The organism is Pedobacter sp. ISL-64 (assembly GCF_018613605.1).
Classification (GTDB): Bacteria; Bacteroidota; Bacteroidia; order Sphingobacteriales; family Sphingobacteriaceae; genus Pedobacter.
In genome coordinates this window covers 1-13,940 of sequence record NZ_JAGGPU010000006.1, presented here as the reverse complement: position 1 = coordinate 13,940, position 13,940 = coordinate 1, and the positions used below count along the sequence as shown (strand labels likewise).

The 13,940-nt window shown below is 39.7% G+C and carries 17 protein-coding genes and 1 tRNA gene; 12 read left to right on the top strand and 6 right to left on the bottom strand.

Going from position 1 to position 13,940, the window contains the following annotated elements; all coding sequences use genetic code 11:
- Window positions 1-220: 220 nt before the first annotated feature.
- From J7E57_RS08195 to J7E57_RS08175, 5 genes are all read left to right on the top strand, one after another.
- The gene (locus tag J7E57_RS08195; protein WP_215126915.1) at window positions 221-979 is read left to right on the top strand and encodes a hypothetical protein; all 759 of its coding nucleotides are present in this window, start codon (window positions 221-223) and stop codon (window positions 977-979) included.
- A gap of 103 nt (window positions 980-1,082) precedes the next feature.
- On the top strand, window positions 1,083-1,352 hold the full coding sequence (locus tag J7E57_RS08190; protein WP_215126913.1) for a helix-turn-helix domain-containing protein: 270 nt from the start codon (window positions 1,083-1,085) through the stop codon (window positions 1,350-1,352).
- Entirely contained in the window at window positions 1,352-1,651 is a 300-nt protein-coding gene (locus tag J7E57_RS08185) for a hypothetical protein (RefSeq protein WP_215126911.1), read from the top strand. The genes J7E57_RS08190 and J7E57_RS08185 overlap by 1 nt, the downstream gene beginning before the upstream one ends.
- 203 nt (window positions 1,652-1,854) lie before the next feature.
- Window positions 1,855-2,409, top strand: a complete 555-nt coding sequence (locus J7E57_RS08180; protein WP_215126909.1) for a BfmA/BtgA family mobilization protein — start codon at window positions 1,855-1,857, stop codon at window positions 2,407-2,409.
- A 1-nt stretch (window position 2,410) separates the two neighbouring features.
- Window positions 2,411-3,382 carry a DUF5712 family protein gene (locus J7E57_RS08175; protein ID WP_215126907.1) on the top strand — a complete coding sequence of 324 codons (972 nt, stop codon included), beginning with the start codon at window positions 2,411-2,413 and terminating at the stop codon, window positions 3,380-3,382.
- Window positions 3,383-3,535: 153 nt separating this feature from the next.
- Here J7E57_RS08175 and J7E57_RS08170 read toward each other — a convergent pair whose 3' ends face one another.
- Complete coding sequence (locus J7E57_RS08170; protein WP_215126906.1) at window positions 3,536-4,123, bottom strand: hypothetical protein; 588 nt, start codon at window positions 4,121-4,123, stop codon at window positions 3,536-3,538.
- 4 nt (window positions 4,124-4,127) lie between these two features.
- A complete protein-coding gene (locus J7E57_RS08165; RefSeq protein ID WP_215126904.1) occupies window positions 4,128-5,042 on the bottom strand; it encodes a HEPN domain-containing protein in 915 nt (304 codons plus the stop codon).
- 375 nt (window positions 5,043-5,417) lie between these two features.
- Here J7E57_RS08165 and J7E57_RS08160 point away from each other — a divergent pair, with 375 nt between their 5' ends.
- From J7E57_RS08160 to J7E57_RS08145, 4 genes are all read left to right on the top strand, one after another.
- Window positions 5,418-5,738 (top strand): hypothetical protein, encoded by a 321-nt coding sequence (locus tag J7E57_RS08160; RefSeq protein WP_215126902.1) that lies wholly within the window; start codon window positions 5,418-5,420, stop codon window positions 5,736-5,738.
- A gap of 7 nt (window positions 5,739-5,745) precedes the next feature.
- Entirely contained in the window at window positions 5,746-6,075 is a 330-nt protein-coding gene (locus J7E57_RS08155; RefSeq protein WP_215126900.1) for a hypothetical protein, read from the top strand.
- 11 nt (window positions 6,076-6,086) lie between these two features.
- Window positions 6,087-6,581: a hypothetical protein gene (locus tag J7E57_RS08150; RefSeq protein WP_215126898.1), complete on the top strand. Its 495-nt coding sequence runs from the start codon at window positions 6,087-6,089 to the stop codon at window positions 6,579-6,581.
- A gap of 63 nt (window positions 6,582-6,644) precedes the next feature.
- On the top strand, window positions 6,645-7,196 hold the full coding sequence (locus J7E57_RS08145; protein WP_215126896.1) for a hypothetical protein: 552 nt from the start codon (window positions 6,645-6,647) through the stop codon (window positions 7,194-7,196).
- A gap of 97 nt (window positions 7,197-7,293) precedes the next feature.
- On the opposite strand, the gene J7E57_RS08140 is transcribed toward J7E57_RS08145, so the two are convergent.
- From J7E57_RS08140 to J7E57_RS08125, 4 genes are all read right to left on the bottom strand, one after another.
- Window positions 7,294-7,998: a nucleotidyl transferase AbiEii/AbiGii toxin family protein gene (locus J7E57_RS08140; RefSeq protein WP_215126894.1), complete on the bottom strand. Its 705-nt coding sequence runs from the start codon at window positions 7,996-7,998 to the stop codon at window positions 7,294-7,296.
- Window positions 7,956-8,456: a DUF6922 domain-containing protein gene (locus J7E57_RS08135; protein ID WP_215126892.1), complete on the bottom strand. Its 501-nt coding sequence runs from the start codon at window positions 8,454-8,456 to the stop codon at window positions 7,956-7,958. Before J7E57_RS08135 ends, J7E57_RS08140 begins: the two co-directional genes overlap by 43 nt.
- A gap of 72 nt (window positions 8,457-8,528) precedes the next feature.
- Entirely contained in the window at window positions 8,529-9,737 is a 1,209-nt protein-coding gene (locus tag J7E57_RS08130; RefSeq protein WP_215126890.1) for a site-specific integrase, read from the bottom strand.
- A 247-nt stretch (window positions 9,738-9,984) separates the two neighbouring features.
- Window positions 9,985-10,057: transfer RNA gene (locus tag J7E57_RS08125), tRNA-Lys, on the bottom strand.
- A gap of 182 nt (window positions 10,058-10,239) precedes the next feature.
- Between J7E57_RS08125 and J7E57_RS08120 the strand changes: the two genes are divergently transcribed.
- The 3 genes from J7E57_RS08120 (at window position 10,240) to J7E57_RS08110 (ending at window position 13,510) form a co-directional block, all read left to right on the top strand.
- On the top strand, window positions 10,240-11,361 hold the full coding sequence (locus J7E57_RS08120; RefSeq protein WP_215126881.1) for a formylglycine-generating enzyme family protein: 1,122 nt from the start codon (window positions 10,240-10,242) through the stop codon (window positions 11,359-11,361).
- Window positions 11,362-11,465: 104 nt separating this feature from the next.
- Window positions 11,466-12,752, top strand: a complete 1,287-nt coding sequence (locus J7E57_RS08115; protein WP_215126879.1) for a sugar MFS transporter — start codon at window positions 11,466-11,468, stop codon at window positions 12,750-12,752.
- 251 nt (window positions 12,753-13,003) lie between these two features.
- Entirely contained in the window at window positions 13,004-13,510 is a 507-nt protein-coding gene (locus tag J7E57_RS08110) for a D-glycero-alpha-D-manno-heptose-1,7-bisphosphate 7-phosphatase (protein WP_215126878.1), read from the top strand.
- The last annotated feature ends 430 nt before the right edge of the window (window positions 13,511-13,940 follow it).

Here is a 13,940-nt window from a genome sequence, read left to right as displayed (position 1 = left end):
GTATGCCGTCTGGCCCTTAAAAAACACACAGATAAATTATAAAACTGCTTTTGTGATACCTTTATGGATAGCGACGTTAATTTTGAACAAAAAAACCTTATTCTACCTCATGTTTATATCTTTTGTACCAAATTTCCCTAAATACCCCTTATTGGTTCATTGATTAATTGATCATCTTTGACGCCAGTGATTACTAAATTTAGCTTTATTTTTATTAGATATGAACGCAAATTATTTTAAGCCCCGTAAACCCTTTTCATTTTCGTCTCACCCATATGATTTAGGAACTTTTATGGGTTTATGGTACAGTCATGATGACAACCACTTCCTGTTGAGAATCTATAAAATGGATGAAAAGGACTTTTCAAATTACTTCAGTTATCACCTGAATTATGCCCAGGAAAATAACTTAGCAAGTAAAGAAGATTTTTTCCGTCATGTATGGCAGATCGTTCAATCAAGGATTAAACATTTCGAAATGCAAGATCCTTTTTCAAATAACCACGGCATGCACAGACATAACCTCGAAAAGCTCCAACAGTTCCAGAAATACCTAACGAGCATAGATGAGTGGAATGCCAGACCATCACATATCGTTATCGCCGAAAAAGACGACCTCATCCAGAATCAGAAACAGGAGATTGAAAAACTAAATACAAAACTCGCAGAACTGAACGAGTATGAAGTGTCTTTGAAAATCCTGATCGATGACGGCCATCTGCCAACATTCATCGATATCATCCAACAACTACGAGAACTGCAACTTTCTTCGGGCAGGAAACTTATAAAAAGCGACCACAAAATCCCGTATGCTAAGATGATTGCCAAATATTTCTCGCACGGCGGTAAGGACATTCCCATCGAAACCGCTCGAAACTACTTTGTCGACAAAAAAGGAGATGTAACTATTAAAGGTACTTCGATACAACCAGAGCATCGCCTTTTCAAAGTTATACCAATAGAACCTACCAAAAAATAGCAGGCAATTCATCCACTGTATATGACCAGACCAATCGGATGGTCATTGTTTCAACCATTTCCCGCTACAAATTTGCTTCCGTAAACTTAAAAACGGAGGCATTATGCAGATCGAGATCTTAACAAGAGAAGAGCTCCACAGGTTCAAGTCCGAACTTATTGAGGAGATCAAACAGACCATCAAAACAAATGAAACGGTAACCAACAAGCAATTCCTCCGAAGTTCGGAGGTAAGGAAGCTATTGAAGATTTCATCTGGCACCTTGCAGAACCTTCGCATAAAGGGAATACTTCCCTATGAAAAGATCGGTGGCATATTCTACTATGCACATGCGGACATCGAACAGTTGTTGGGCGAAATCAGAAATTCGTAATGGGAACGGCAGAACAACTGGCGAGCTTTCTGAAGCTTGCCAGCGGGAACAGGCATTTCCGTCAATCACACCTCAGCCTTTATTCGGCCATACTCATGTACCACGACAAGGCATCGCGCCAAAATCCGTTTCGGGTTTCAAGGCGGGAACTGATGAAACATTCGGCCATCCGTTCCTATGCAACCTACCACAAATGCATGGGCGAGCTGATCGCAAACGGCCTTATCGAATACGAACCGTCGTACCATCCGAACCTTGCCAGCCGTGTTACTTTGTTGGAAAATAATAGCGAACCATGACGGGTAGGCACATTGCAGAAAAGTCCTTTTCCTTCTTCGGGAAAAGGAGCAAGCGGAAGTTGGGCAGAGCCCTACTTTGCTTGCACCACGCTGCGCAGTGGGGGTTTCGAGAACCCTCCAGGGGTTCTCGTCCAATGTTAAAGTGCCATAGAAGTCAAAATTGGAACCTCCTTAAGGGTGCGATATAAAGGTTATAAAGATATATGGATATGCAGGAAACATTGAGAACGGTAAAATATTCAGTGCAGGATGATGTGAAATTCGAGAAGATCGCCCTCAAGCTCGGCAGGTCAAAGCGTTTGGTGTTCTCCCAGATGGTGGAGTATTTCTATCGGAGCAAAAAAGATCCTACCGACATGAACGATGAACTGTTGAAGAACACCATCCTTAAAGGACAAAAGGAATACATCGGCTTCATCAAGACACAGGAGGCCGAGCTGCTCATTCCCATCAAACGTGATTCGGCTAGGATGATCGAAGCGATGAAGAAGATAATTGACCGCTTCAATGGTCAGATACTGAAGCATAATGAGGAGATGCTGTCAAACCAGTCTGCACAGACCAAAAGACTGGGCACTTTGCACGAAGTAGCCACCAACATCGAGATGAAAATAATCACAAAGGAAACGTTGAAGAAGAATTTCATGCTGATAATGAACAGCTACATCAGGGAACGTGAACGAATGGGCATGATGACATCAGGTAAGGAAAAAGAAGAACTAGCCGAACGGACGCGTAAACAAATAGAACTGCTCTGATATGTACATCAATATTACCGACAGCGCAACCGCAAACAACAAGAGCAGCAGCAGGGAGTTGGTGCATTATCTTGAAAAGGAGAACAGGATCAAAGATAAACTTGAGCCGGAATTTTGGTTTAATCATACTGGCAACAGGATCGAATCCTATGAGGTGCGGCATTTAATAGATAGCAATATCGCCAAGCTCTGCAAGGCCGATGCAAAGTTCTTTCTGGTCAACATCAGCCCCAGCCAAAAAGAACTAAAATACCTCGAAGAAGGCTATGGTAAAAAGGAGATGAAGAAACAGCTGAAGAAATATGCCGAAAAGGTAATGGACGAATATGCAAGAAACTTCAAGCGTGAAGGAATCAGTTCCGCCAAAGACCTGATGTGGTTCGGCAAGATCGAGAACCATCGCTACTACGGCCATAAGGACAAAGAAGTATTGAGTGGTGAAAGGAAACGTGGTGAGAAAAAAGAGGGCAACCAGATGCACATTCAGATTATCGTAAGCCGAAAGGATGCCAGCAACAAAATCAAGCTAAGCCCGATGAACAATTCAAAGGGCAAGAACCAGGCACATTCCAAAAAACTGGGGCAGTTCAACCGTGTGGCATTCAAGCAATCGGGAGAGACAACCTTTGATAGGCTCTTTGGTTTTGACAGAGGGCTAAAGGAGACTTTTGCGCATGCCAATGTCCATAAGAACGGTAGCACCGTACAGAGGGAACAGATGGATATTCTTGAAATGTCAACAAATCAGCACCATAATTTAAAGCACGTTAATGAACTGGCACGGGATGTAGCAGATGGCCTTTTTAACTCGGTTGCGGATATGGTCAAGGTAACAGGTCAGTCGATCAGTGGGTTTATCGAGGCAATGCTGGAACCAGTGCAGTCGATAGAACCTGAGGTAAATCCAGTAGAACTTGCAGCACGAAAAAAACGGAAGCGACAGATGCAACAAAACCAGGGCCTTGGGCGGTAGTCTCAGATCCCCCCCCCCGCGCATTTGCGGCCTGCAAAAACGGCCAGCCCACACAACCCCGCTGTTTTTGCTCTGGTGTCTACGGAAAAGGTTTGGCGGTTGACCCGTCTTTTCCGTTAGGCAGTTCGTTCAGTCGGGGCGGAAAATAAAGTTTTAGTTGCCATCTTTTATGCGCTCACTGATCAGCCAGGTAGCCTCGAACAGTTTGACCAATTGTTCGTAAACCGTGATTACTTCAGATTTGGAAAGGCTTTCTTCCATGAATGAGCTGCTAAGCGCTTCGTGAAGCCATGTGTTCAGGATTTTTTTATACCCGTCCAGTTTATAGATCCTGAACATTTTCTTTAGTACAGATAAAGGTTTTACGATTTCCCGAATGCTCAGATTTTCAGGATAGTCCCGTAGCTTCTTCCTTTCCGTTTTGATGTACCATTTTGCGATATCACTTTGCTGTTTGTCATCGAAGTCAAGTCTGGCAAGCTTGTGGCTCTTTAAGAGCCAGGCGGCCTCTATTAGCCTTATGGTCAGTTCGTAATTATAGACAAGGTAGTCTGGGCTACATTTTTTTGATTCTTCAGATTCAAGCGCTGCATCGTTTCGCCAGCGTTTCAGCATCTTCAAATGATTGGGCAACCAAGAGTGACTGAAAAAATCGTTTACCACTTTTATCGGATCTGTGATTTCATCATTGTCAAGATAAACGATCCTGTTATCAGATGTTTTTTTTGTTTGCTTTTTCATAATTTCAAATATTGGTTTGTAATATTTTTTCGATCTGTACATGATCAGCGTTTTTTAAGGCTGCATAATCTGATGCCGATTTGGCAAGCAGTTCTATTTTCTCGTTGCACATCTCTTTTGCCAACAAAAGAAAAGATGCGACCCGTTGATAAAGACGCTCCGCATCCTGCCGGAAAACCGTAAAATCATCTTTATAACGCGAACCAGAATAACTTTTTGCCATTACATCAAATAAGCGCTCATCTTCGGGAGTGGACAGGAAAAGCTGAAAAGGCTTTTCAGAAAAGCAAGTGCACAAACGGAGCAGACGGTAAAGGTTATGGAACTCCGAACGGTAGGCGATATTAACCCTCACCAGACAGATACAAGTCTGTTCTACGGCCTGATGGAGCATAAAGGCACCAATCCCAAACTGTTCCTTTTCCAGACATTCGGATGCACACATCAGAAATCCGTCAGCCAGCGGTATACGATGTTCATAATGTCTTATTGCCTTGATTGCGCCCTTTGTGGGGATAAACGCAGATATTGGATCACTGTCTAACAGTCCATTCTTACTATAGAGCAGTTTTCCATAGGTAAGCACGCTGATAAAAAAGCGGCTATTTTGCTGTACTGCGTCCATAACCGATTGCCTGCCATGGCAGATCACAGTAATCGTTCCATGCTGATAATAACTATTGGCGAAATCCTGCATTTCATAATCTATTCGGGTTGCAGTTTCGGTAACTACCAATAGGCAATGGTCACATTTGAAATAGCCTTGATGGTCATTAAAGCAGCCTTGGGAATAATGAGTGTAGCTGTTCTGCGAAAAGCTGAAGATCTGGAGTGGTTCGAACTTCTGGGCAAGCCGATGGATAAACTCCCTGAAATGGACAGCGTGTTCAGCTTCTGGTGATAATTTTGATGGTTCCATATTGATCTCATTTAATTTCTGTCTAAATGAGTCTTGGAAGTGGGCGGCACAAAATAAGGCGTGAAACCCACTTCCCGTCTTAGTGGCCCTGAGAAGCCTTGGATACGGAAAAGCAGGCTCACGCCTATGACGTGAGCACTACACTTACCTCTCGTATCCATTTGAAATTTCTCAGGTTTCTAAGACGAGACTCGAAGTGCGAATGCTTCAATATTTTGTGAAGTAATCGCTAAAAATAATTCTTTATTTTTTCATACCCAAACATAGTCAAAAGTCAAGACAAAAACAAACTATTAGTATTTTTAAATTTACTAATGGTTCTTTTTTATAAATGAATAGTAATCTATTGACGACTTTAGTTATAAACGTAGTAATATGGCTAATTGGAAGAGCAACAATAATAATCCCGAAAAAGATCTTTCGTCAATAGGCGCAATGTTTGAAACCAACAAGATCAAAAAAATGTATGATATTTCGGAATTATACCCAACTAAGATCATCAAACTTTTAGGTATCAATTCAGAAAGGTATTCTGTAAAACTGGCCGATCCAGAGAAGTTTACAGTTTCTGAAATCTTGCGCTTGGCTTATATTTTAAATATCGATCCTAATTTAATCGTCAATGTGATACAGGCTGAAACAGAAAAGAAGATTATAAGTAAGATCAGCATAAATAAAGCTAAGCAGACTAGGTAAAACAATCATGTGGATACCAATTTCATTAGCTGAATTAGAAGAATGGATCTCAAGGGGAGAATCAAAACTCGAAGGTGAACCATTGAACTTTTGGAATCTGATTAAAATTGCACCCCAAAAATGGCAGGAAAAAGAATATGGAGCCGAGGGCGGAGGATTTTGGGTTGTTGCTGTTTTCGGAAATACAGTAATTTTTTATAACGATATAGAAGATGGGTTTAATATTTCGCCATATGCAGTTTACGGACAGATTAGCGAATATGCATGTGAACAAGCAGAACTTGATTGGATTGTAGAACGACTTTATAATTCATTGAGACAGAATGCTCAACTATAAGTCAACTACGAATGCGTACAAGTGATTTGACTAGCAAGATGCTTGCATATCGATATCTTAAAGATTTCGATATCGATCAGTCTATCGATTGGGCTGTCGAAATGTTGTCGCTTGGTTACGAAACACCTTCTTTAATGATTTTAGCAGGTATTTCCAAACCAGCTAACTTTTTTGAAGCAGAAAAACATCTACTCTCTTCATTTAATGAGCTTGTTATTGTGTTGCCAGAAAAACACGAAGCAATTGTTGGATACTGTAGAACTTTCATTGAAAAAATGGCTAAAGCGATAGATGTTAAGAGCAATCTAAAAGCTTTATATTCAACAGGACTAGCTTTTGACTATGAAAAACCAATCTTTGATTTTTATCTTCTTTATTGGGCATGGTGCGATTTAGACTATGGTGAAGCCTATCAACATTATGTACCAGAAGCAACAAAAGATAATATAAAAGAATTTGTAACTAAAAAAGCAATTGGGTGGCTGCAGGATAATAGATATGTTTAACCAAAATGCTTAACCGATTATGCACAGCCCTGTTTATCTAAAAAGCACGGGTTGGAGTAAATTATGAAAACAGAAATCGACATTTTATCTGACAGAGAAGTAGAAATTTGGGATTATGCCGAGTCTCAAAATGGAACGATGGACTTTGTAACCGAAAAACTTTCCGCGGAAGGAATATTTGACCAATATCGGAATATCCATAAATCTTATCTTGAACTTTATCTTCGCATTGATGACGAAGCAGCAAAGCTTGAAATCTTAAAGCGGCTGATATTTTTAAATTGGTATGCTCAGGTGGAGCCCAGTTGTTATACAGGAATTGAAGATCTTGACAATACAACCGTTTTTGCATCGTATTCCATTTTAGATCAATATTTAATCGACAGAAAGATCGATGCAGAATTTAAGTGGATGTTGTCTTTTTATTCCAGTTGGGACTATACGATACTTCAATTTTCAGAAAATAAACTTGAAACTTTAACGGCATTTGTAAAAGGGGTAGATACATCAATTTTAAGCTGTCCTAAAAATCAGTTGCCAAAAGGCACAATGGATCACAGGGGACAAATGGGAATTTACTGGATAAGTATGTCAGTTGAAAAGAAGATTATGTGAGATTAGATTACCCAAATTTTAAGGTGCCAATTTGGTACCTTAAACTAAGATTGGTTATCACGAATTGTGATAACCAATCCCAATTATTTTTGAAAACCTAGCGACTCATCCCTCTATCACGGTCATTTTTTAGGCTGTTTTTTGTTTCCTGAAGCTTACTGTACAATTCCCTGCTTTCTAATAAACGGGTATATTCACTTGCCGCCTTTGAAATACTTTTCTGAACATCCTGCCATTTTAGCTTTGTGTCCATCAGTTTTACGGGAACATTAAAGTCGATATCGTTATAGTACATTAGGGATGACTTAGCGGTGTTGGGATCGACATTTGGGTATTTCTGGCAGTAGTAATCCAATATTTCATCCAAAGGCATTTCCATTAACAGGTAATGCATATCGATAAAATCCTTGATCCGTTGTCCGCTATTCACAATTGCATTGATCTTCATGGCCGATATATCCTGATTGGACATCATCCTTATGCCTTCGATTGTTTCTACTGGTTTGATAGACGGGTATTTATGCGAAATAAAATCAAAATCAACTTCGCCAATACTACCACTTACATAGTTGCCCTTGTGGCGTTTTACATCTGCGCCATAGCTGTTCCTTAAGTGTACGGCGAGTCCATCACCATCAAAGTCCGAAGAGCTGAACAGGTCGATATCTATGGATTCCCTGTGTCCGATCCTTAAAGATAGTGCGGTACCTCCAACAAGGTAAAAGGAGTTAAGCTGATGGTCTTGCATCAGTGTCTGGATTAGATCCAGTGTCCCTGGTGTAACTGTTTCTTTGTGTAACATCTGAGTTTTTCTTTGCTCAACTGAAAATATTTGCAAACGGCCTCCATGGTCATATCAGAAAGATAGGTGATGTCTTCTTTGAGGGCTCTTATTACGTTTTCTCTACCATAAAACCTGATCATCTCCTCCCAATCCATTGTATTGCCTTTATCAAGCACCCGTTCAATAACGGTTTTGTAACTCCTGTTCCAATCCAATTTTTCGAAATCGAAATCCCAGAACAGTACCTTTGGAAGGTCTGGTCTCCTGATCTTTTGTATCAGTGGCTGTCTTTCAATCTTGATTTCATCGTTTTCGAACGGAATCTTCTTTTTCGAAAGATAGTTGTTCAATGTATGATAGTTATAGGTTGGGTAGCTGTCGCAAAATCCTTTCAGACTTGAAAACACATCAATATCCGTACTGGCAAATCTTTTCCAGTGCACAACGATTACTCTTTTGTTCAATTCCTTTAACATCCTACAAATCTAACTAAAACAGGAATTAATGCCTAATATTTTTAAATATTTGTCAGTTGTTTATCTATCTTATTAATATTTATCATTTAGAATCGCCATATCTGCACTTACCTTTATATCCAAGACCTTTGCATATATCTGGGTAGTCCTGATATTGGTATGTCCAAGCATCTTCGATACGCTTTCCATTGGCACCCCATTAAGAAGGGTAACAGTAGTAGCGAATGTATGCCTTGCAATATGTGAGCTTAAGGGTTTATCAATTTGGCACACAGTAGCAATTTCTTTTAGATACTCATTCATCTTCTGGTTGCTCGAGACTGGCAATGCTCTGTCTTTGGTGATGCAATAGGGATGATCGATATATTTTTCCAATACTGCGATTGCAGGAGTCAGTAGGGGAACAGCAGAACGCGTTCCCGTCTTGGTTCTGTTTATATAAACCCATTTTTTGCCATCTAAACCTGCTTTAATATTAGATAAGCTCAGCTTTTCTATGTCAGAATAAGCAAGTCCTGTGAAACAGCAGAAGATAAAGACATCACGTACCTGACTTAACCGCTCGGTTAAGAACTGCTTTTCTGAAATTTTAGTTAATTCATCCTCTGTAAGAAATGAACGCTCCACGTTTTTACTCTTTAGTTTGTATCCAAACATTGGATCGCTGTCTATCCATTTTAAGCTCAAAGAAATGCGTAGGATTTTACCAAGACTTTTCAGATACCTAACTGTGGTATTGTTGGCACAACCGTTTACTGACCTCAAGAAAAAATCAAAATCTCTTATAAACGCATGGTTAATATTTTTGATGTTGATATCTGTTATCTTGTATTTTTCATTCATGAAAGCGACAAGATGCCTTTCCAGGACCTGAAAGCGCTTCAAAGTACCAATGGCGTATTCACGTCCAACTAGGGCTTCCATCTTCTCGTTGTGTATTTTGACCCCTTCCATCAAGGTATGCTTCCGGACTTCCCGCCCAAGAAATTTGCACTTAATTCTTTCGGAGGTGATAATTTCACCTGCATCAAAAAGATCCCTGTAAACCTGGTTGATCATTGCCTGGAGATTATCCAGGTAAGCATTAAAGCTTCTTACATCTTCTTTTTTCCCATCCTGTCTACCAGATTCAGTATTCCACTTTACAGGATCGCATTCAAGCCCGCTGGTCATTTCTGCCCTTTTTCCAGCAACAGTTATTCTTAAATAAACTGGCACATGGCCGCCACGATAGTTTTTCTGCTTTTTAAGATAAAAAAGCAAGCTAAAATTAGTTTTCATATAAACTGAATTAAGGTTAACAAAATTAGCCCTGCAGTCTGAAAACGTCAAGATGTTCGATGCTCTAACGACTTGTTAAACAAGTGGTTATATATAATTCGGTGAGTTCTTTTAGTACCTAAATTACTCACCGAATTACACACTTTTAATATGAGAATCGGTGAGTATTTTAGATTTTCCACTAAAACAAAAAAGCTTGCAATCATGTGATTTGCAAGCTTTTACGTAGTTTTGATACTATTTTCTGTGATCCCGCTGGGATTCGAACCCAGGACCACTACATTAAAAGTGTAATGCTCTACCAGCTGAGCTACGGAATCTACTTTGCTTAAAACGTTATCCGTTTCCTTTAAAGTGGTGCAAATATAGGGTTATGAAGCATTTCTTGCAAATAAAAAATTGCCAAATGCGTTAGTGTATTGATTTATAGGCGAATTAATTATTTAGCTTCTCTTTTTTAAACTTAATTGATATTTTTAGCGCTCCTAATTTAATATCAATCATGCATAGATTTCTTTCTGCTTTGTTTTTTTTGCCGCTTCTCTTTATATTTTCCTGTCAATCTAAACACGCTAAAGAAGAAGAAAAGGCTAAACACAAGCAAGATTCTTTAGCCTCATGCGAAAAAAATATGCCAAGCCGTTTTGGAGCGGTAAAAGATTCTTCAAGTTTCGCTTCCAATAATAAAGTAAGTCATGAAGGCATGGTTTTAATTCCAGCTGGCGAATTTGCCATGGGCGCTTCTGATAAAGAGGGTAGAGATGATGAATACCCGCAACATCAGGTTAAAGTCTCTTCCTTCTGGATTGATGCTACCGAAGTAACCAATGCCAGTTTTAAAAAGTTTGTTGATGCTACCGGGTATCTTACTACGGCCGAGCGTAAACCAGATTGGGAAGAAATGAAAAAACAGCTTCCGGCAGGTACGCCAAAACCGCCCGACAGTGTTTTTGTTGCAGCGTCTTTGGTCTTCTATCAGCCTAGAAGTGTTACCTCTTTAAATGATGCCTCGCAATGGTGGCGTTGGGTTAAAGACGCCAATTGGAAACATCCTCATGGTCCTAACAGCAATATTAAAGGAAAAGAAAATTTTCCGGTTGTACATGTATCCTGGGATGATGCCATGGCCTATTGTAAATGGTCGGGTAAACGTTTACCAACAGAGGCAGAGTGGGAGTATGCCGCAAGAGGTGCTTTGAAAAATGAAAAATACCCATGGGGGAATGAAGATATAGAAAAAGGTAAAGTAAAAGCCAATACCTGGCAGGGGAGCTTTCCTGTTAAAAACACCAATTGGGATGGTTTTAATGGTCTAGCTGCAGTGAAAAAATTTAAGCCGAATGGTTATGGACTTTATGATATGGCGGGCAACGTATGGGAGTGGTGCAGCGATTGGTACCGGCCTGATTATTATAGCAAGCTTTCAGGGTTGAGCACCAATCCTAAAGGCCCTTCAGATAGCTACGACCCGATGGAGCCGACTATACCTAAAAGAGTGGTAAGGGGTGGTTCTTTTATGTGCAACGCCTCTTATTGTAAAGGTTACCGGGTAACATCGAGAATGAAAACTTCTTTTGATACAGGCTTAGAGCATACTGGTTTTAGGTGCGTGAGCACTAACTAAAGCCCTTTTCTGTTAAAGTTAAAATTACGCAAACGTTTGATCCTTATTTTATTAAATATTATTGTTTAGTTTGGCCCAAACAAATTAAACCGAACCAAAACTTTATGCAACAAACAACTAAATCAGGTCAAACGCAAGGGCCAAAACCGCTTATTATCATTTGTGCCCTATTCTTTATTTTTGGCTTTGTAACCTGGGCAAACGGAACATTAATTCCTTTCTTTAAATTATCTTTCGGATTATCAAACTTACAGGCATTCTTCGTAACCTTTGCATCGTACATGGCTTACTTCTTTTTAGCGCTGCCATCATCGTGGATACTTAAAAAAGTTGGCTTTAAAAATGGCATTGTTTTAGGCTTGGTTATTTTAGGCCTGGGTTCTTTGATATTTATACCTGCGGCCCAAACCAGAACGTTTGGTTTGTTTTTAACCGGGATTTTTGTTCAGGGTGCGGCATTGGCTTTGTTGCAAACCGCATCAAACCCCTACTTAACCATTATCGGCCCAATAGAAAGTGCTGCAAAACGGATCAGTATTGCGGGTATCTGTAATAAGTTTGCCGGAATGATTGTGCCTTTGATTATGGGCAGTCTGTTTTTGAAAAATGCTTCAGAAGTGGAGAAACAGATCAAAGCTGCTACCGGCGCTGTGCACGAGCAGTTATTAAATGATGTTTTAGGACGTGTAAATATGCCCTACATTGTTTTAGCAATCGTTTTCTGCCTTTTTGCCGTTTTTATTAAATTCACCAACCTTCCAGAAGTTGAAGTAGAAGAAGATGTGATCGACGAAAGCAAAGGAGAAGTGGTAAAACATACAAGTATTTTTCAGTTCCCACACTTGTTCCTGGGTGCACTTTGTATTTTTGTATATGTTGGCGCAGAGGTTATGGCTGGCGATATTATCGGTATTTACGGCCGCGAGTTAGGCATTAGCGCAGAGATTAGCGGAAAGTTAACCTCTATTACGCTTTTCAGTATGTTAATCGGTTATATTATTGGTATCGTTACCATTCCAAAATATATCTCTCAGCAAAAGGCCCTTAGAATTTGTGCTATTTTAGGCATCATATTTACCATTTTATCTTTTGCTATTTCCAGCTGGTTTGCCGTAATTTTTGTAGCCCTATTGGGTTTAGCCAATTCATTAATGTGGCCGGCAATTTTCCCACTGGGCATTAGCCACTTGGGTAAATTTACCAAAATCGGTTCTGCAATTATGATTATGGGTATTGCAGGTGGTGCTTTAATGCCATTATTATATGCTTTCTTAAATGAAAAATTACATGTTAACTTTCAGTTGGCCTATCTTTTAACTGTACTACCTTGTTACTTATACATTCTGTATTTTGCTATAAAAGGCCATAAAGCAGGATTGAATCTGAAATAACCAAAACCAAATAAATTTTATGATTAAGCCCGGTCTTTAATTAGATTGGGCTTTCTTTTCTCCTTAATTTTCAGTTATTTTGGCGAATTATAAAGAGGGTGTACCATTTGTTATAATTAATTCCATTCGAATTTTGTCACGTTGAGCTTGTCGAAACGCTGAGAGGCATTTAAACAGGTCCTTCGACAGGCTCAGGATGACAATTCTATATTTATGATACCGTCTCAAATCACAATACTCATATCTCAATAATGAATAAAGCTATTTTTCTTGATCGTGATGGTGTACTCAATCACGAAATATATGATTACATCTGCCGTGTTGAAGATTTTAAAATCCTGGATTACCAAATTCCAGTATTAAAAAAACTATTCGATGAAGGTTATCTTTTAATTGTAATTACCAATCAGGGCGGTATTGCTTTAAAACGTTATACCGAACAAGAGCTGGCCATTATGCATCAAATGCTCCGCAATGCTTTTGTTGCTCAAGGAGCCGATATTGCAGGTTTTTATTATTGCCCGCATCATCCAACTGTTGGCGGCGAATGCAAGTGTAGAAAACCTGCTTCGGGAATGATTTTGGATGCAATTGATATGTACAATATCGACCCGGCACAATCTATTATGATCGGCGATAAGCCAAGAGATGTTGAAGCTGCAAATGGGGCAGGAGTAAAGGGCATTCTAATCGAACCTGATGAGCAGATCAGTTATGAGAAGATTAAAGAAGTCCTCAGTCGTGAGTCGTTAGTCTAAAGTCTCCTTATGGGGCCGCATAAAATCGGCGTAATATTAATTTTTGGATCAAGACTAGTGATCAGTGCATAATTATTTGGGCGTTTTAACACGCTGTACACTGTATCTTTTGGCTGGCCTTCGACTACGCTCAGGGTGCCAGCCAAAAAGGATGCCGTTTCCATCGTTAACGCAGAATAATGTGATGACTTACGAAGTTTAGAAAGGGAAGGAGCGGATGAATAACTTCGTAAGTCGGAAGTTTCTGAAATTCTAATACGCTTCTTTTCCCCACCTAGTACTTACGAAATCCTGCCAGGCTCAGCCCATTGAGATTTCGTAAGGTGCCCTGGCTACCTAGCCCTGATTGAAATGGCATTTCGGTATTCGATTAATTTATCTTTATCGAAAATTCACCGGAATATAATGGAAAGGTACTGTCTTTAAAAGC